At 50.4% G+C, this 18,324-nt stretch carries 12 protein-coding genes; 2 read left to right on the top strand and 10 right to left on the bottom strand.

Annotated elements, in window-relative coordinates:
- Nucleotide 1: 1 nt before the first annotated feature.
- Nucleotides 2-1,645, top strand: coding sequence for a BatD family protein (locus tag P2G85_RS03020; protein ID WP_275862638.1), 1,644 nt, complete (start codon nucleotides 2-4; stop codon nucleotides 1,643-1,645).
- Nucleotides 1,646-1,811: 166 nt separating this feature from the next.
- Here P2G85_RS03020 and P2G85_RS03015 read toward each other — a convergent pair whose 3' ends face one another.
- The 5 genes from P2G85_RS03015 to P2G85_RS02995 form a co-directional block, all read right to left on the bottom strand.
- Nucleotides 1,812-3,932, bottom strand: coding sequence for a diguanylate cyclase (locus P2G85_RS03015; RefSeq protein ID WP_275862637.1), 2,121 nt, complete (start codon nucleotides 3,930-3,932; stop codon nucleotides 1,812-1,814).
- A 277-nt stretch (nucleotides 3,933-4,209) separates the two neighbouring features.
- Nucleotides 4,210-4,959, bottom strand: coding sequence for a phosphate ABC transporter ATP-binding protein PstB (gene pstB / locus P2G85_RS03010; protein ID WP_275862636.1), 750 nt, complete (start codon nucleotides 4,957-4,959; stop codon nucleotides 4,210-4,212).
- Nucleotides 4,960-5,018: 59 nt separating this feature from the next.
- Nucleotides 5,019-5,882 carry a phosphate ABC transporter permease PstA gene (gene pstA / locus P2G85_RS03005; RefSeq protein WP_275862635.1) on the bottom strand — a complete coding sequence of 288 codons (864 nt, stop codon included), beginning with the start codon at nucleotides 5,880-5,882 and terminating at the stop codon, nucleotides 5,019-5,021.
- Between the two features lie 22 nt (nucleotides 5,883-5,904).
- Complete coding sequence (gene pstC / locus P2G85_RS03000; protein WP_275862634.1) at nucleotides 5,905-6,837, bottom strand: phosphate ABC transporter permease subunit PstC; 933 nt, start codon at nucleotides 6,835-6,837, stop codon at nucleotides 5,905-5,907.
- 102 nt (nucleotides 6,838-6,939) lie between these two features.
- Nucleotides 6,940-7,761: a phosphate ABC transporter substrate-binding protein gene (locus P2G85_RS02995; RefSeq protein WP_275862633.1), complete on the bottom strand. Its 822-nt coding sequence runs from the start codon at nucleotides 7,759-7,761 to the stop codon at nucleotides 6,940-6,942.
- A 333-nt stretch (nucleotides 7,762-8,094) separates the two neighbouring features.
- Between P2G85_RS02995 and P2G85_RS02990 the strand changes: the two genes are divergently transcribed.
- Entirely contained in the window at nucleotides 8,095-9,738 is a 1,644-nt protein-coding gene (locus P2G85_RS02990; RefSeq protein ID WP_275862632.1) for a methyl-accepting chemotaxis protein, read from the top strand.
- Between the two features lie 92 nt (nucleotides 9,739-9,830).
- On the opposite strand, the gene P2G85_RS02985 is transcribed toward P2G85_RS02990, so the two are convergent.
- Genes P2G85_RS02985 through P2G85_RS02965 form a run of 5 tightly spaced genes read right to left on the bottom strand, consistent with a single transcriptional unit; the run spans nucleotide 9,831 to nucleotide 18,304 of the window.
- Nucleotides 9,831-10,403, bottom strand: a complete 573-nt coding sequence (locus tag P2G85_RS02985; RefSeq protein ID WP_275862631.1) for a DUF1566 domain-containing protein — start codon at nucleotides 10,401-10,403, stop codon at nucleotides 9,831-9,833.
- A gap of 1 nt (nucleotide 10,404) precedes the next feature.
- Nucleotides 10,405-11,832, bottom strand: coding sequence for a DUF1566 domain-containing protein (locus P2G85_RS02980; RefSeq protein WP_275862630.1), 1,428 nt, complete (start codon nucleotides 11,830-11,832; stop codon nucleotides 10,405-10,407).
- A gap of 34 nt (nucleotides 11,833-11,866) precedes the next feature.
- Nucleotides 11,867-14,149 carry a proprotein convertase P-domain-containing protein gene (locus P2G85_RS02975; RefSeq protein WP_275862629.1) on the bottom strand — a complete coding sequence of 761 codons (2,283 nt, stop codon included), beginning with the start codon at nucleotides 14,147-14,149 and terminating at the stop codon, nucleotides 11,867-11,869.
- Between the two features lie 9 nt (nucleotides 14,150-14,158).
- Entirely contained in the window at nucleotides 14,159-16,300 is a 2,142-nt protein-coding gene (locus P2G85_RS02970; protein WP_275862628.1) for a TonB-dependent hemoglobin/transferrin/lactoferrin family receptor, read from the bottom strand.
- Complete coding sequence (locus tag P2G85_RS02965) at nucleotides 16,301-18,304, bottom strand: prolyl oligopeptidase family serine peptidase (RefSeq protein ID WP_275862627.1); 2,004 nt, start codon at nucleotides 18,302-18,304, stop codon at nucleotides 16,301-16,303.
- Between the last annotated feature and the right edge of the window lie 20 nt (nucleotides 18,305-18,324).

The following is an 18,324-nucleotide window of genomic DNA, read 5'->3' as shown; positions in this document are numbered from 1 at the left end:
CATGCTCAAAAAAAGCGTATCGCTGATCGTGATTCTGTTGACCAGCCTGCTGGCCAGCGTTTCAGTTTACGCCCAATCCCTGCAGGCCAGTGTTAATAAAACCCAGGTTGCCAAAAATGAAGTGTTCAACCTCAGGATCATTGCTGACAGTAAACTGGCTTCCGATGCGATTGACTTCTCTGTATTAGAGCGCGATTTCTTTATTGGTCAGCCCAGGTATGGTAGCTCCAGCACAAACATCAATGGCCGTAAGTCATTACGCACCGAATGGACGATTGCCATCGCGGCGATGAAAACCGGCAACGTCACCATCCCGAGCTTTAACGCCAATGGCATGAAAACCGAGCCAATCCAACTGACGGTGTCTGTTAATCCGGCAGAGCCCCAGCAAGCCGATCTGTTCAGCTTTGATCTTAGTGTGGACACCCCGGAGTTGTATCCCCAACAGTCCACTTTACTAAGAACCCAACTGCTGATCAAAGTCGATCCAAGACGCTTGGAAAACCTGCAGCTCATTCCGCCGGCCGTAGACTCAATGCAACTGGAACCAATGGGTGAAATGAAACAAAACCAGCGCATTATGGATGGCTTGCAGGTAACCGTCGTCGAACAGACCTATCGATTAATCGCATCAAAGCCGGGGACACATATTCTGCATGGCCCCGGCCTGAGCGGATCGTACATCTATGGCGATCCGCTGACTGGTGCGACCAAGGTCCTGCCAATAAAAAGCAAACCTGAACTGATGCCAATTAAAGTTAAGCCACTCCCGGAAAACTACCAAGGCAACTGGCTCCCAGCCTCTGCGTTGGAAATAACACAAACTTGGCAAGATGGCAACGGCAACAGTCTATCTGCTGGCACTGAGCACCTGGTTGAACAGGGTGGCTCGCTTACCCGTACCATCCGGATAAGCGCACGCGGTATTCAGGCCGGGCAGTTACCCCCAATCGACCTGGATTATCCGCGTTCTGTCCGGGTTTACCCGGAACAGCCGCAATACCAGAGTGAACGTGACGGTACTGTCACAATGACTGTCAAAGAGGTGCTGATCCCAACCGAACCTGGTGAACTTAATTTACCCGGATACGAGTTAAACTGGTGGAACAGCCAACAAGACCAGGCTCAGCGAGCTGAAGTGCCAGGGCTGACGATAGCGGTGCAGAAAAGTGATGCCGGACTCATCAACCTGGCGCCGCTCGATACTATCCAGGAAGCGCCTCTCAGCCCACCAGCACAGGCAAATACCGGTGTTGATACGCGATGGCGCATGCTGACATTTGTGTTTGCCACATTATGGCTAACCACTGCAGCACTGGCTATCTGGCTATGGAAAAGCAATAAAACCCGCTCGGTCAAACCGGAAAACACCTCACCACCGGTCGCAGATAAATCACTGGATAGTATTATTCGCGCTGGTGATCCCGCAATAATCGAACGGGCGGTTAATGAACACTTGCGTCTGTTTCACCACCAATTTGATTACAATGCTGTCGAAGCAGTGAAAACAGAACTGCGAATGATGAACCAGGCTCGTTTCAGCCAACAGACTTCATCCTGGCAGCCTGATACATTACTGGAACACATTCGTCATTTACGCAAATCGGCACCAGATAAAAAAGATATACCTCTGGCCAAACTTTAATCAAAACACGGCAGCGTTAGCTGCCGCGTTTATTGGTGGCATAGAAAAACCATCAAAGACGAGACACCGTAGTACTGATAGCCTTAAAGTAATTAACTAAAAATGAGCTGAAAACCTGTAGCGGAACCTTGCAAATCAGGCGCTTCAGACTGAGGCACCCTTGCAATTACACCAATGTCTGTGGCGCAGTATCGATGTGCCAGACACAATTTCGGCCACTGCTTTTTGCCTGATACAACGCCTGATCCGCCAATTGATATAAGTAATCAAAACTAAAATCCCTGCCTTTCGCTTCATAGCAGGCAGAACCTACCGACACCGTCAGTAGCTCCCCTTCCGGATTTTGCTGGTGTTTGATACCTTCATCTTCAATACACTGACGGATACATTCCGAGCGACGATACACTTCCTGCGGTTGTGACCCAATCATCAGCAGCACAAACTCTTCTCCACCTATCCGGCAAAAGACCTCGTCTTCCGCCAGCGTGTGGTGATCCAGTATGTTACCGATCCGCATTAAGGCAATGTCACCTTCCAAATGTCCATAATGGTTATTGAACAAACCAAAGTAATCAATATCAATCAAAATCAAGCCAAAGGGCGTCGGTATCTCATGCTCTGTAGCGCAGTACTTTTCCATAACGTGTTCAAGCATGCGCCGGTTGCCCAAGCGGGTTAGTGGGTCCAGTTTAGACAAGATTTCCAGCTGACGGTTAGCTTCCTCCAGTTCCCGCGTGCGCTTTTGCACCTCCCGCTCCAGATTTTCATTCAGTTCCTGTATCGATTCCTGAGCCTGAGTCCGTTGCAGCACTTCTGCTAAACTGGAGGCAAACATACGAATCACTTCCCGCAATTGCGATGTCAGCGGGGCTCGGGTAAGTAAGTTATCGACGGCTATAAATGCGATTGGCCCGTTACTATTGCTGGTTACCAACGTCATCGCCGCCCAACCAAAGCCGACAATATTGCAATCATGATAAATCGGCACCGACTCCTCAAACGCGACCTCATTAGGCGTGGCGCGCGCGAGATTGATCAAGGCAAAATCCTGGGTTTCACCAAAGAAATACGATTCATCCACCACATTCCCTTGAATATCCGTCCCCCAGGTACCTTGCATATAGGAGCAGTTTTCATCAGTAAGGAACAGCGCCATGCGGTCTATACCTAACTTTTGGATCGCAAACGTAACCGCTGATTTACACACATCACTGACGGTGGTGCACCTTGAGAGTTCAACCATACTAGAATGTAGCATGCGAACATTCTGCTCCTGACGTTTACGAATGTATATCTGTGAAAACAGCGAGCCAAACGACTCCAGCATCTGCTTTTGATAGTCGGTAACGGGTTTGCGGTGAATAAAATTGTCCAGCGCAAACCAGCCAAACGGCTCATTCCCCTCGCGCAGGATCAGCATCGAATTCCAACCCTGCCCCACGACCTTTCCTGCCGTGTAAATCGGCGTATCTTCTATGATCACCAGATTACTGTTTAAGCCGGATAATGCCTCAATATATTCTTCACCCAGCTGATGCAAATCATATTGCGTGTGGAACTCCACTACTGTCTGGCCCTGTTCGTCGGTACCATACGTACCACTAAAGCTGCGCTTTTTCATATCCAGTAACAGCAGGGTAGCGCGATCAAATCCCAGACGCTCACGCAGGGCTTCCACCGCTTTCAGGTACAGGTCGGTCAGAGAATCAGGATTCGAGATTTCCAGTGCAACTTGCTGGACAAGCTTCATATTGTCAATAAAGCGCTCACGTTGATGAATTTCATCCACGTACTGCGCTTCGCGAACATCACGGTTCTTGATCTCCAGTGAGGCGGTATTTTCAGCCCGCAGACACTGCCAGCGTGAAGCCACCAGTTGCATAGGATCATAGGTTTGCTCATATAGCGAATGTGCCGAACCGGCTTCAACATTCTGAATAAGTAAGTAGGTTCGCTGGAAAGGCGAATTGTCCAGCATCATGATGTAACTGTCACCGCCAAGCGTTGCTCTGTGCTCCCAGTTACAGGTGTTTATCGCCAGCGGGATTAAACTTTCCGAAGTGTCAAATTTTCTCGCCCAGTCCCAAAAAGAATCTGGATAACCAGCAAGCGGCTCAAGATTGCCGACAGAAAAACGTACTTGTCGCTCCGCTTGATGCGGTAGCTCATCAATAACGGCAATAGCACTTGGTGAAAAAAGTTGCTGGAGGTGATCGAATATAGTCTCAGCTAGCAGCCTGTGATCTCTTGTAGAACAAACTTTTCTTGTAAAACTCTTTGAATTCACCTTACCAGCCCAGCCTATTGTTTTAATTTTAGCTAAAAAATTACCGACGCCTGTATATGCAATCAATAGAATCCAAAATGAGCTGTTAAGTCATTCGCAATTTTGCACAACAACTTGTCACATTCGAGAAGCCACTTACATTTTTACTTTATGCTTGCATAATCATTGCACACGGCCAGCCAGGCTGCTGGGGCAGCAATAAAAAAGCCCCTCTTAAAAGAGGGGCAAAAGTACCATCGCTTATAGTTATTTGAGTGTATGCCAGTAAATTTTCTGATTACCCGAAATCACCGTTTACATAACCTTGAGTGCGGTCGTCTTTCGGTGCACTGAAGATAACTTGCGTCTCATCGTGCTCAACCAGTTCACCCATCAAGAAAAATGCGGTGCGATCCGAGATACGACGCGCCTGCTGCATGGAGTGCGTCACAATCACAATAGTGTAGTTCTTCTTCAGCTCTTCCATCAGCTCTTCGATTTTGTGGGTTGCAATCGGGTCAAGTGCCGATGTTGGCTCATCCATCAGGATCACATCCGGTTCCATGGCAATCGTACGGGCAATACACAAACGTTGCTGCTGACCACCCGATAAGCCAAACGCGTGTGATTTCAGACGGTCTTTCACTTCATCCCACAATGCGGCACCACGCAGTGAACGTTCCACCACCTCATCAATGTGCTTTTTATCTTTAATACCCTGTGCGCGCAGTCCATAGGCGACATTTTCATAAATGCTCATCGGGAATGGGTTGGGCTTTTGGAACACCATGCCGACCTTAATCCGCAGATCGGCCACATCGATGTTGCCGTAAATGTCTTCACCGTCCATGGTCAGGTTACCGGTGATCTTGACCCCTTCGATCAAGTCATTCATCCGGTTCAAGCAACGCAGCAACGTTGATTTTCCGCAGCCTGAAGGGCCAATCAGCGCCGTCACCTGACGGGTTGGGATCGGCAGGTTAATCGCTTTCAGCGCTTGGTTTTCACCATAAAAAAGGTCTAGGTTTTTAATATCAAACTTGTTCATGCTCTTAATCTCTTAAATCTTGGAATCCGTGTCGTTAAACGTACTGTTACGTCGTTAGCCTAGTAAGTTGCAGTGTTAAAACGTCTGGCAATCAGCTTGGTTACCATGTTGATCAGGAGAACAACGACGATCAGTACCGTTGCCGTTCCGTAAGCCTGATTCCACTCTTCGACGGTAAACAGCTCTGTCGTCAGCTTATACAGGTGAACCGTCAGCGTGCGTCCTGAATCGAATAACGAATCAGGAATACGCGCCACCATACCTGCCGTCAGGAAGACAGGCGCAGATTCACCAATGACACGGCCAATACTAAGAATGACCGAGGTTAAGATACCTGGCATTGCACTTGGCAAGATCAAGCGCCAGATAGTGTAGATTTTTGAAGCGCCAAGGCCATACGAGCCTTCACGATAAGTTTGTGGCACCGCCATCAGTGCTTCTTCGGTGGTGCGGATGATCACTGGCAGAATCAGAATACTCAGCGTCAGTGCTCCGGACAAAATCGAAAAGCCCAGCCCGAGAATGGCCACAAAGAACGTCATACCAAACAGACCAAAAATGATCGACGGAATACCCGCCAAAGATTCAGTACAGAAACGGATAACTTTCACCAAACGACTGCCGACTTTGGCATACTCCGTCAGGTAGATAGCGGTCATAATACCCAGTGGCGCGGCCACGGCGATAGAAGCCACCACCATGTATATGGTGGAGACAATCATTGGGAAAATACCGTGTTCATCTCCGGTGCGGGTGTAGTTGTCAGTAATGAAGTTCCAGTCAACGTGCTGCAGGCCATTGGATAAAATGTACCAAATGATCCAGAACAGAAAACCCACCGTCAGTGCCGCCGCCATCCAGACTAAACCGTTAAAAAGATTATCTTTAAACTGGCGAGTTTGTTTTAGTTTTGCGCGATCCATAATAGTCACCTTTAACTCGCGATTACTTCGCTTTTTCTCGGTTTAGGTAAAGTAGCGTAGCGTTCAGCATCATGATAAACACCAATAACACCACACCGGTAGCATAAAGGGCGTTGGCGTGGACGCCACTTGCGTAAGACATTTCAATCGCGATATTGGCCGTCAGCGTACGCGCCGAATCGAGAATCCCCTCAGGCATGGCCGGAGCGTTACCCATGACCATGATGATCGCCATCGTCTCACCCAGCGCACGGCCAATCCCCAGGATCACCCCGGTCATGATCCCTGAACGGGCTGCCGGGACCAGGAGCTTAAAAATGGTGTAAATTTTTGATGCGCCGAGAGCCAGAGAGCCTTCTTTATAAGTGCGGGGTACCGCACGAATCGAGGTTTCTGAAACGGTGATGACCGTGGGTAATATCATTACGCCAAGCACGATAATCCCTGCCAGAATCGTGTTACCCGCCGGGACATCAAAGATATTCTGGATCAGAGGAACGATGATAACCAAACCAAAAAAGCCGTATACCACAGAAGGGATACCGGCCAACAGCTCAACTGCCGGGCGAATAATATCAGCCAGGCGCTTAGGGGCAATTTCGGCAATGAAGATGGCGGTAAGTACACCGACTGGCACACCGACTAGTACAGCACCTGCCGTGGAAACAATAGATGCCACAATCATAGTGGCAACACCGTATAATGCCGGTGGCAGCCAGTTTTGGCCAAGAACAATGCCTGAGATCCCGGCTTCCTGGAAGGCAGGGATACTCTCTCGAACGATAAAATAAGCAATAATTGCCAGTGATACGATACCGATAACGGCACTGGTCAGGAACAAGCCATGGAAGATACGCTCTTTCCAGTCCACACGGCGTTTTGCACGCAGGCCTGGCTTGCTGACCGCTTTAGCGTCAGTATTCATAAGCTTTTCACTATTTGTTGCGATGGTCATTATATAATCTCTCGGTTCTCAGGCCATGGCCTTATTGAACACCAGGGATAGAAAAGGCCCAGCCCAAACGCGGGCTGAGCAAACATAAGAGTCAAGGTGAAATTAATTAACTGAAATGTAGCCTTTCTGCTCTACGATAGCCTGCGCTTCATCAGCAAGCATCCAGTCAAGGAACTTCTGTGTTTCCGCTGATGGCTGACCTTGTTGGTAAAGCACAAGGAAAGGACGCGCTACTTTGTAAGAACCGTTTTTCACGTTGTCTACTGTCGCTTCAACGCCATCAACCGCCAGGGCGTGAACGGAGTTATCGACGGTACCCAGAGAGATGTAACCAATCGCGTATGGGTTAGACGCCACCATAGTTTTTAGCGCACCGTTACCGTTCGCCACTTGGGCACGCTGAGAAATCGCAGACACTTTTTTACCTGAAATTTTCATTTTCAGTGACATGATGTCTTCAAATGCACCACGCGTGCCCGATGCGGTATCGCGAGTGATCGCCACGATAGGCTTATCAGCACCGCCAACATCTTTCCAGTTGGTCACTTCGCCTTTGTAAATCGCTGACACCTGCTCTGCTGTCAGGCCTTTAAGACCATTCTTCGGGTTAACCACAACGGCAATACCATCGCGTGCAATCACTTCTTCAATCAGTGTTGATTCTTTTTCTGAGTCCTTCAGATTACGAGAAGACATACCCAGGTCTGCACTGCCATTTTTAGCTGCTTTTACACCAGCAGAAGAGCCAGGGCCCTGAACTTCGATAAACACGTTCGGGTTCTTCTTAGCATATGTTTCAGAGAAAACTTCCATCAGTGGAGTTACGCTGCTAGAACCTACAGCAGAGATAGTTTCTTTAGCAGAAACAGGAGTCACTGCCATTGCGCCTAGAAGTGCGATTGCACCGATTACTGTCTTTTTCATCACAATTTCCTTTAAGTGGCTTTATTGCCGTTGTGTTTCACTTGAACGATGCTCACTTTAGGACGCAAATATGACAGTTGTGTTTCACTTAATTGAACCCTCTATGACATATGTCTTGCCCGGAGAGAAATCGAACAATTAGTCATGTGGAGCTCATTTTTGTCCTCTTTTTTTCATTTAATACAATAAGTGAATCTTAAATTGACTTATTATTGATATATCTCATAACATTTAACCCATGATAAATGCTTGAATTGCCGCCTGTATTGTATAAATTCACACCACACAATACTGCAATAATGATAAAGATTAATAATTACATGAGAGGCTCAAATGCGTCAGTTACTTAGTACGCTATCGATCAAACTACAGGTGTTAGTGCCTGTTGTTTTCACCATTGTTTTGCTTGTTATCGGGATAACTGTTGGTATCAATAAACTCGACTACGCATTTAACCGGGTCACCGACTCGACCAATAATTTAATTGTTCATAAGGACCAACTTAGTTCGATTGTTGATAATACCTATGCCATGCGAATTAAGGCGATTTACAGCCTGTTTCGCGCAGATGATTTAAAGACGCTCAACCAACAGTTAGCAGAGCGCCAAGCTAACATTCAGGGATTGCTTAAATCAATCAATCAGGTGGAGGGCATCCAAGGTGAAGTAGCCGCCACGCAATCTGCACTCCGTCACTATGTGAATTTCACCCGCGATACCATGACTCCGCTACTGAAAACCAAGCACAATGCAACGTATACCCCGCCTAACTTTGAGCAGAAATACCAGGCAGCAATGTCAAACTACCGTTTAGCCGGGGATACGATGATCGCCTCGCTTAACGCCCTTTCCAACAAACTCAATCAACTTGCCAACGAAGACGTAGAGAAAAGCAGCGCCCTGCACGCCGACACTTTAGACTACAGCGTGATCGCCCTGATCCTGATCCTGACCATTGCGGCATTCATCAGCTGGCTGTTAGCCAACTATATTGTAGCGCCAATCCGTCAGCTTCAGGAAACGATGCGTGACGTCGCGAAAGGTAACCTGCTGGTCAGTGCAAACGCCGAAGGAAAAAACGAAATTGCGCAACTGGCACAAGACGTCAATCAGACCATTCAGCAATTGAGAACTACCATCAACACCTTAACCGGCATCAGTGAAGATGTTGCTTCCGCCTCGACAGAACTCGCCACTGTGATGACTCAAAGCAGTGCAAACTCTGATCAGGAAAAACAAGAAGTTGAACAAGTCGCTTCGGCGATCAACCAACTCGAGTCTACCGCAGCGGAAGTATCAGCCAATGCCCAGCAAGCCGACAGCGCATCCAGCCAGGCCAGCCAGTTAACCGCACAAAGCATGGATATGTTTGAAGAAAGCACCCGGGCGAGTGAAAAAATGGCCGTCCAGCTGAATGATGCCGCGCAAGTCGTTACCTCACTTAAGGAGCAGTCGGAACAAATCGGCAAAGTGATCGAAGTGATTGAAGGGATCTCTGAACAGACCAACCTGCTGGCGCTCAATGCCGCTATCGAAGCGGCCCGTGCCGGTGAAAGCGGCCGGGGGTTCGCCGTAGTAGCCGACGAAGTACGCATGCTGGCGGCAAGAACCCAGGACTCAACTAAGGAAATCCAGACCATTATCGAAGAGCTGCAACGCCAGTCAGGTCAGGCAAATGACAGTATGAGCTCCAGCCTGGCAATGCTGGAAAGCAACCAAGCCCTTGCGAGCAAAGTACATTGCTCGTTGAATGACATCAATAGTGCCATTAGCAACCTCAACTCAATCAACAGTCAGGTTGCGACGGCATCTGAGGAACAGAAACAAGTCACGGCAGACATCAACAGCAACCTGAGCAACATCTATGAGTTGGTCAGCCAGAATGTCACCGGGATCACCCAGTCAGCCGCATCCAGCCAGGAGCTGTCTAGCCTGGCTGAGACCCAGAGTGAACAGTTACGTCAGTTCCAGGTGTAATTTTCCGCCCGGCAGTAACAATAACACTGTACAAATAACGCTGTAAAAATAAAGCTCCGCTGATGCGGAGCTTTTTACTATCGATTACCCTGTTAGTCTTCGTCAGTGACTAATAATACTGAAAACTGATAGGCAGCCGTGGACGGATTGTAGTTGTATACCTCGCCATTGACCGAATCGAACACCATCACGTTGGTGCCATCCCCATTTGGTGTGTTACTCCAGATGTATCCGGCAAAATCCCCCACTTCCAGAGTGTAACCACTCGCAAACGCCGTTCCATTCATCGCCGGGCTATGGCAGGCACGCTCGGTCAGGGCCACAAGTTCTTTAATGTTTGGCAGGCGCCAGTGCTTCTTGCCGGCAAACTGGTGCAACGTATGGTTACCCGATTCATCACGGATTTGCTGCGCTGTCAGCAACGCACTCTGCCAGGTCACGGTATCACCACTGCCGGAGCAACCTTCATTGGCAGCATTCCACGTAGCGCCAACCGGACAACGTATCCAGGTTAAACCTGTTTTCAGATCAGTAACGGTGCCGTTCTCAGAGTAAGTGTAACGCGTGTTTGGCGTGGTTTTCGCGTAATCAGCGGAACACTCCTGAGCGGCCAATGCCGTTTGAGTAGCAAGAATAAGAGATAATGCGGTTACTAGTTTGTTCATCTTATTGGCCCTTTACTGCAACTAGACGGATGGGGAATTGCCACGAGGTTCCGGTGTCACGCTCAACGTTATCTGAATACACTTCAACAAAACTCACGTAACCACGGTCTGCCCCTCTGGTCGCAATAACCGGAAACTGGAGTGCCCCGTCGTAGTTGTATACTGCGTAATTATTAAAACTGAAATCGTCCAGCCAGATCGCCCCCGTTTCGATATCCGGGCTACCTTTACCTTGCTGCGGGAAATAAGCGGCGTTCAGGCCGTAAACCTTGCCATTGCTATCCGTTGCGGTTTCACCCAAATCAAGTAAGTCATAAAACTCCTGGTAAGTCGGCAGGCGCCAGTCGGTGATCCCACACAGCGACTGCTGGTTCATGTGCTCGGCATATTGGCTGGTTGAACAAATACCGTCGCCGGCTTCCACACAGCCGACGACTTGCAGGTCTTCGTAGTAAGGCTTGAACGTCGCAGATTCAAAAACAAACGTACGATCTTTGTGCTGTACTGAGCTTGCCTCGCCGCTCTTGTTTTCCCACACCAGACCGGTGCGCTCATCAAGGGTACAGGCCCACTGCGTCGCGTCAGCGGCCAGTATTGCGCCTTGAGCATCCAGTTTGACAAACTTAAAACCAGCGCGAGTTGCTGTTTGTCTGTCATCTTTGTCAAAACCATATTCCGCATCCTGACCCGGGTATGATGTTTGAACTTCTGCTACGTCCGCATCGCCGTCAGTAAAAAAAAGCACCGCGCCAGTATCGTTATTGCCCGCCGTCTGCTCTGCAACAACCGCAATTTCCTGTGCAAATACCGTCGTTTCAGCTTCTGTCAGTAGCTCTGATGCCAACGATTTACCCTGGTAACTCAGGTTTTGTGCAAGCAATGCCACTCCTTGAGGCTTGGCGTTCATTTTTATCAGCAGCGCCCGGGTATTTTGCTCCAGATTATCCAGCTCGCCTGAACTTGCATTGGACATTACCGAGCCAGACAGCGATACCCCAGCCTCAGCTAATTGAGATTTCACGATTTCATCCGCCTGAACCAAGGTTTTTCCGTCATTCACCAGACCGGCAATCAGCGTAGTGACCCCATTTACCGTGTTGCCTGTCGCCAGGTTCTGGCCCGGCGCGGCAAGGTTAAGAGTCTGATTTGAACCGTTATCGATCCGGGCAAGGATTGGGCTGGTCAGAACATTTTTGCTGCCCGAGCTGAGCGTAAACTTACCGGCGTTGTCACTCTTCGCTTCGGGCTCTGCCGGATCACAGCTAAAGTTTTGATTTAAATCGATACATACCGGTGTATCAAGCAGTGTCCCCTGGGACACTATAGTGCCAGACACATGGTAACTCGGCACTGACGTGTCACCACCTGATCCGCCGCCACAGCCTGCAAGGACGAGCGACATCGTAATGAAAGAGTATTGAAACTTCATAAATCTTGTCTTCTTTTGATTAATAGTTTGTGGTTTATCGAGAGCGAGTCACTCTCACCATTGAAAGCAATAACAGGCCAAATAAGGCGATCGGTGAGCTGCTGCCCCCCAAGCCACCAGCCTGACTCTGATTCATCGAATCTGCGCGGCACTGATAGTCGCTATAGTGACTGACACGCCACTCTTTCAGTTCCCCGGAGTGTCCTGACACCCGGTCAGAGATCTCAAGCCGCCAGGTTCCCCAGCTCGGCTCGCCAATTAGTGGTTGTAACTCATCATCGTACTGCGCGGTGAAATAGCCTTGAAAGCCATTATGATTGCTTGATTGGTGGTTGAGCAGCACCACCGACTGGCCTTGCGGCGAAATCAAAGTGACCTGCAAATCCTGCAGTGAGGGGTGCTCGATATTGAGGTAAACCGCAAATGAATCATCAATCTTAAGTGAGCGGTCCGACAGGGTTTGCACGAAAATTTTGTCGCCTTGGGTTGGCCGGCCAAGATTATCTGTCGCTGAATCCGGAAGGGAAGCGTTCAGCGCTTCCGCTGGCAGTTGCAGCTTTGGCGTGCCGTTTACTAGCTTCACGTTCTCACGCCATCGGTGGAGTTTCAGTCCTTCGCCAAACTGATAGTCCAGAGCGACTATCGAATCAAACGGGGCCCCGCAGGTCAGCTCATTGGGCAGCGCCGCCTCCATCGACGTCGAGCCTGACAGGGTTTCATCGATAGCAACCACAGCAGCCTGATTGAGTTGCCACTGACCTTTGATGATCGCATCACGGCCGTTTGGCGTCAGGGTTACCCCGACACTTTCGCCCGGCGCAATGTAACGAGCATCGTATCGAACGTGAAATGGCGCTTTGAGCAGCTTATGCTGACTGAAACTGTCCGTTAACAGCTGCGCGTAGTCTTTAGCCGGGAACAGCGTCGCGGCAGCGAATACCGTGGATTCGGCCAGATCATGCATTTTTACCCCGCGCCCCACGCCATACATGCCTTCCAGCACGATCGCGTCAAACTCACGGAACACGCGATCTGTACCATCGCCGTAGCGCTCCACCGAGGCTTTCAGCGCCTGGAAGAGTGGCGTTGACCACAGCTCATCCCCCAGCTCACCACCGACACTTTCATGGGCACGGTACTCTGCCCCCTCGAAGTAGCGGGCACGTTGATTCCACAAGCTGCGGGTGGAGCGGCGAACGCCAAACAGCCCATCCCAGTTAAACACCGTATCCAGCTCGAACTCTTGACCGCAGCGCGCCGCATCCAGATACTGAGTCCGGTAGCTGGCACTGCCCGCCCAGTAGTCGCCGACCCCTTCACCGATTGCACCGGTGTGGCCGTATGCCCAGTCCGGCACGATCTGGTAGTGAATGCCGTGCCCCAATTCGTGCAGGATAACATCCGCATCCAACGCATCCGCAGACGCCCCGCCAATCCCAAACAGCACAGCGCGTGGGCCAAGGTAGTAACTGGAATTATCTTTTGCCAAACCACGGCCATCAAAGCGCAGCGGCTGCTCAAACAAGTCATAAGTCAGGCTTGAAAGGTACTGCAATGAGTGATCCAGATGGTAATACGCCATCAGTTGGGGAAATGCCTCATCACCCAGCCTGATGTTCTGCATCTCCTCTGTACTGGCAAAAGACGGTATCCCCTCCGGGGTTAACACGTTACTTGTATCGTGCTCAGGTTCACCACCCGGTTCTGCCACCGCGAGTAATGCGTGGGCATCAACCTGTTTTAGTCGCTCGTTTGACAGGTACAGTTTGCCGCCCGATCGCAGAACCTGAATGGTTTTTGTAACGTATTCCAAAGGTTGCGGGTAGTCAGCAACCGACGTCCAGGTCAGCTCCGGTGCAGGCTGGCGCTGCATGGTGCGAAGATCCGGGTTAAACAATGACACCGAAACGTCCACCAGACTGCCGGTACTTAATGCCGGCGGCTCATCGGCGTCCAGTTCACGCGGCAACTCGATTTCCGCAGCGACCGTCGGTTTGCCATTGCGGATAACCGTATCTTCAAGGCTTTTAAACACCCGCACTACCCGGTGACCTTTATCCGTGGTTACCACAACCGTTCGCTGGGCCTGGTACTGGCCATTTACCCACACATCGAAATTGTAGTGTTCGCCAAGCTGAGACTCGGTTTTATAGCGGAACTTAAACTTACCTGTATCCGCATAATTCGCATCGAGATAGGTTTTGGCTTCCGCTTCATCTGTCACCATGACGGCGGCAGACGGGTAGTCCCATTCTGCAGCCTGTACCGCCGGGGCACAGGCAACAGCAAATGACAGCGCTAAAGGTTTAAGCTGCATGATTCAATCCTAAAATTGGTATTTGGCATTTACCGTAAAGTAACGGCCCGGCTCGGTTGAGTAGTGCTTACTTTCTTCCGCAATACCAGCCACGTCCTGGTAGCGGATGTATTCTTTGTCGAATAAGTTAACGATCGTCGCGCTGAGTCGAAGATCTTTAGAAATGTGATAGCTGGCGCCGAGATCGAAGGCATTCCAGGCACTGGTTTCCGCACACTTCGCCTCCAGACCCAACTTGGTCTGGCAGCTTGGTACGCGATCCATGGCCGCTGCCCAGTTCCATAGTGCGTAGGCACTGAAATCCTGATAGGCGTAGCTAAGCTCTGCGCTGCCCTCAAAGGGGGTGATACTGCGAACGTAACCACCATCGGCATCTTTACCGTCCACGTAGCCGAATTTGGCCGTGGCATTCCACGTCTGCGTCAGTGCGTAAGCGGCTGATACTTCTGCACCATAGGTCTCTACCCCAGCCAGATTCCGGTATTGTTTGATGTGATTGCCCGTCGCTTGGTCAAACCCGACCGTGACTACATCAATAAAATTGTCAAACTTGTTGTAGAAGGCAGAGACGAACAGGCGCGCACGGCCATTATCAAATTTGCTGCCAATCTCAAACGAGTCCGAGGTTTCGGCTTTGAGATCTAAGTTAGGCGCTATCACGAAAGGTGTTAACGGCACAAAGTCATGAGAAACATAACCATAAGCTTTGTCGTATTCTGGTGCGCGGTAACCATGGTCGTAAGACAGGTAGACAATATTATTGGCAAACACTTCTCTCGAAATCGACAGGCTTGGTGACAACTGTGAACTGTCGATGTCTTTTACCGGGAAGCCACCAACTTCACCGGAAGCATCGGGGGTCAGGCGGTGCGCGTCAAAACGCAGACCTCCGGTTAAGGTCCAGTTATCCAACGCCATCATGTCACGCAGATATACACCGATGTTGTAGGCGCGCGCCGGGACAAACGGCTGTTTGGTGACGGCGCTGACTCCATTCCAGTCCATTTTTATGTCGCTGTCGGAGCGCTGGTAATAATCGCTGGCAAGCTCAATCCCATAAGCCAGCTGGTGCTCAGCATGTGAAGCATAGATAGTATGTTTAAAGTCACCACGCAAACCGATGGTTTCATCGGTAAAGGTTTTGTGCTCCAGCTCTCGCCGCTTGGTGAGCAGGCCGTTATGATCCATTTGCCGCATCAGGCGGTTGGTGTCTTCCTCCACCTCGGTATGGCGCCAGTACACTTTGGTATCGAGCTCCTCAAACCAGACCGGCTCCAGCGGTGTAATTTCCGCGCCAAGGTACGCGCTGTACTCTTGTGTCGTTTCGTCTTCGGCGAAGCTTTCAATGTGCCAGATCCCATCGGGTTGGACAGAGGGAGTACCTTCCAGACGCTGCTGGTTTTGGGTGTACAGTTCCGCCCGCGCTTTGAGCATCAGCTCGTCGCTGTAATAATGACTGAGGGCATAAGCTGCGCTGTAGCCATCTAAATCACGGTTATACAAGTCCTGGTTGAAGTTGCGTGTCTCCTCACCTTGCCAGTACGCGGCATTGATTAAGCTTTCGCTATCCCCGGAGCGAAAGGCTAAGTTACTCGCCGCTCTGTACTTATTGCTGATGCCGGTGTAAGTGCCAGAGACATCGATATAAAAATCCTGACCTTTTAAGAACTCACCCGGCTGTTTTGACTGCAGAACAACAGCACCGCCTATCGCCCCCGATCCGTGAACCGAAGAGCTGGCCCCTTTTACCACCTCCAGCGACTCAAGCGCAGAAAGATCAAACGATCCCCTTCCCACCTGATCATTCAGGTCCTGGGCCCCAAAGCCATCCGCAGCGCGGATACCGTCACGAATGATCATAATACGGTTACCGGTCATACCGCGGATGGTGATGTTCTGTGGCCGGCCAGCTCCGCCAGTCACACTGACACCCGGCTCATTACGCAGCACCTCATAAAGCTCGGTTTCTCCTTTGGTTTCCATCTCATCGCCTGTCACCACCGCAACACTTCCGGCCACTTTTGACACCGGTTGCTCAATTCGGTTGGCTGTCACAACCACCTCTTGCATGGAATAAACGTCAGATTTGGCGTGCACTTGACTGGCAGCGAGTACTGAAAGTACTGCCGCTGACACTGGGGTAAGCTTCATTTACTGCTCCGCTTTTGGTTTCGATGATTGAATAAGAGATAAAAGGAAGGCGTATTCCTTCGCTTGCTGCAATTCTGCCTTTCTGGCATCGACTCGATGCCCGGCCGAAAAATCCGTGTGCAACAGATACGGACCGGTAGCCGTGCTCATCCCGGCTATTTTTTCTAAATATTTGGCACCTTCCCAATAAGGAACACGTTGATCATTCAGACCCACCTGAACCAACAGCGGTGGATAGGCCTGCCTGGTAACATTCAAAATAGGATCGTAACCTTGCATAATAGCGCGCTGTTCCGTCAGTGACGGATTGCCCCACTCCCCGTATTGCTGCGCAGTCAGAGGCAGCGACGGGTCGGACATACTGGCCACCACATCAACAAACGGGACATTTAACACAGCACCGGCGAACAACCCCGGCTCTTGGTTAATGGCAGCAGCCACCAGGGTACCGCCGGCACTGGATCCCATGGCATAAATACCTCGCCTGCCGCGCAGGAAAGTCTGCAGCGTTTTGGCCACAGCGACAAAATCCTGAACGGAATTGGCTTTGTGGATACCACGGCCCTGCTCATGCCAGGCCTGACCAAAATAACCGCCACCGCGGACATGGGCGATCGCATAGATCACCCCCTGATCCAGCAGGCTGATGATTTGCGGCATAAAGTAAGGTTTCATGGTGAAGCCATAGGCCCCATACCCGTACAGCACCACGGGTGACGCTGCATCAACCTTATCCTTGCGATAGGCAAGCGAAACCGGAACGTGTACTCCGTTGTTATCCACCATCAACCGGGCAGAAACATAATTGTGGCTGGCAAAATTTGGATAGTTGTCCTGTGATAAGACCCGGCGCTCCAGCGACTTGACACTGAACTCTTCCCATAACGGCGGCACCGTCATCGCCATGCTGCGGATACGAACTCTATTCGACGTAAAATCACCGTTGGTACTCAGCCAGGCAACGCGGTTATCACCGCCTAAGCGGATCTTTTCCTTCAGTTCTCCGGCATAAGAAAACACCGAGAGTAACGATTCATTTTCAACCCCGGTCAACACCACAACCCCCGCCTCAAACAGGTAAAATTGCGTCACCGGCTCTGGTGAATCACTGAACCTTTGCCAGGGGGCATCCAGATCCTGCAACGGTACAGAATAGAGGGAAAAAGCCCCATTCTGGTTACTGTTTATATAGACCTTACCTTGGGCAATATCGGCGTAATACTCAAGCCCGGCAACGGACTGGCGCAACGGAGCAGACAGCTCACCGGTGCGCATATCAAGGATCCGTTGTGCGGTGGTGGATTCGCTGTTGCTCTGCAAAACCGCATACTGTTCATCGGCGGCAGGGTAAAATGACAACAGCCAGTCGCTTTGCGGCTCATGCCAGAGTGCGCGCACGGCCAAGGTACTGGTGTTAATCTGAACAATACGGAAAGGGCGCTGGGTATGAGGTTCTTTGTCAATCACATACGCATGCCCGGCAGTGGGTGACAGTATTAGCCCGGCGTCCACCCCCTCAGCTAATACCTGCGCCTGCTGGCTTTCTAAATTGACCATGACTGCACGATACTGTTCGCTCCCGTCGGTATCTTCGCTGAACAATAAGCGGGAGCCCTGTACCACCCATTGCCCGATCCGGTAATACGCATGTTGTGCCTGACGAGGAGCAAAGTCGTAAACAATTTCCGGCTCAGCGATCTGGTGAGTCCGGCGCAATAACACATAACGGCCTTGTTGCGAGGACAACTGCCATTCATGCCCCTGTTTAATTAACCAGGGACGTTCTGCTTTTTCTCCGGACTGGGATTGCCACTGCTCTAGCAGCTGATTGGTCAGAGATTCATATCGGGCTTGATAATGCTCGGTTTCCTCGTTATGCGCTTGCAGGAAACCAAGAACCGCTGGATCTTGGCGAGTATCGTCTCTGAGCCAGTCAATATCATTAGCAGTAACCTGAAATGATGACATCAGTATGAGTCCGCAAAAGACATGAAGAATTTTCATACAAATACAGCAATCATTTA

Source organism: Vibrio sp. CAU 1672 (assembly GCF_029223195.1).
Lineage (GTDB): Bacteria > Pseudomonadota > Gammaproteobacteria > Enterobacterales > Vibrionaceae > Vibrio.
The sequence above is the reverse complement of the archived record's forward strand: the minus strand, read 5'-3'. Positions and strand labels throughout refer to the sequence as shown.

What these genes read in the sequence shown, in the direction of transcription:
- P2G85_RS02985 (WP_275862631.1), bottom strand. Translation starts at nt 10,403, where the DNA reads ATGAACAAACTAGTAACCGCATTATCTCTTATTCTTGCTACTCAAACG.
- P2G85_RS02970 (WP_275862628.1), bottom strand. Translation starts at nt 16,300, where the DNA reads ATGAAGCTTACCCCAGTGTCAGCGGCAGTACTTTCAGTACTCGCTGCC.
- pstC (WP_275862634.1), bottom strand. Translation starts at nt 6,837, where the DNA reads ATGACCATCGCAACAAATAGTGAAAAGCTTATGAATACTGACGCTAAA.
- P2G85_RS02990 (WP_275862632.1), top strand. Translation starts at nt 8,095, where the DNA reads ATGCGTCAGTTACTTAGTACGCTATCGATCAAACTACAGGTGTTAGTG.
- pstA (WP_275862635.1), bottom strand. Translation starts at nt 5,882, where the DNA reads ATGGATCGCGCAAAACTAAAACAAACTCGCCAGTTTAAAGATAATCTT.
- P2G85_RS02975 (WP_275862629.1), bottom strand. Translation starts at nt 14,149, where the DNA reads ATGCAGCTTAAACCTTTAGCGCTGTCATTTGCTGTTGCCTGTGCCCCG.
- P2G85_RS02980 (WP_275862630.1), bottom strand. Translation starts at nt 11,832, where the DNA reads ATGAAGTTTCAATACTCTTTCATTACGATGTCGCTCGTCCTTGCAGGC.
- P2G85_RS03020 (WP_275862638.1), top strand. Translation starts at nt 2, where the DNA reads ATGCTCAAAAAAAGCGTATCGCTGATCGTGATTCTGTTGACCAGCCTG.
- pstB (WP_275862636.1), bottom strand. Translation starts at nt 4,959, where the DNA reads ATGAACAAGTTTGATATTAAAAACCTAGACCTTTTTTATGGTGAAAAC.
- P2G85_RS02965 (WP_275862627.1), bottom strand. Translation starts at nt 18,304, where the DNA reads ATGAAAATTCTTCATGTCTTTTGCGGACTCATACTGATGTCATCATTT.
- P2G85_RS02995 (WP_275862633.1), bottom strand. Translation starts at nt 7,761, where the DNA reads ATGAAAAAGACAGTAATCGGTGCAATCGCACTTCTAGGCGCAATGGCA.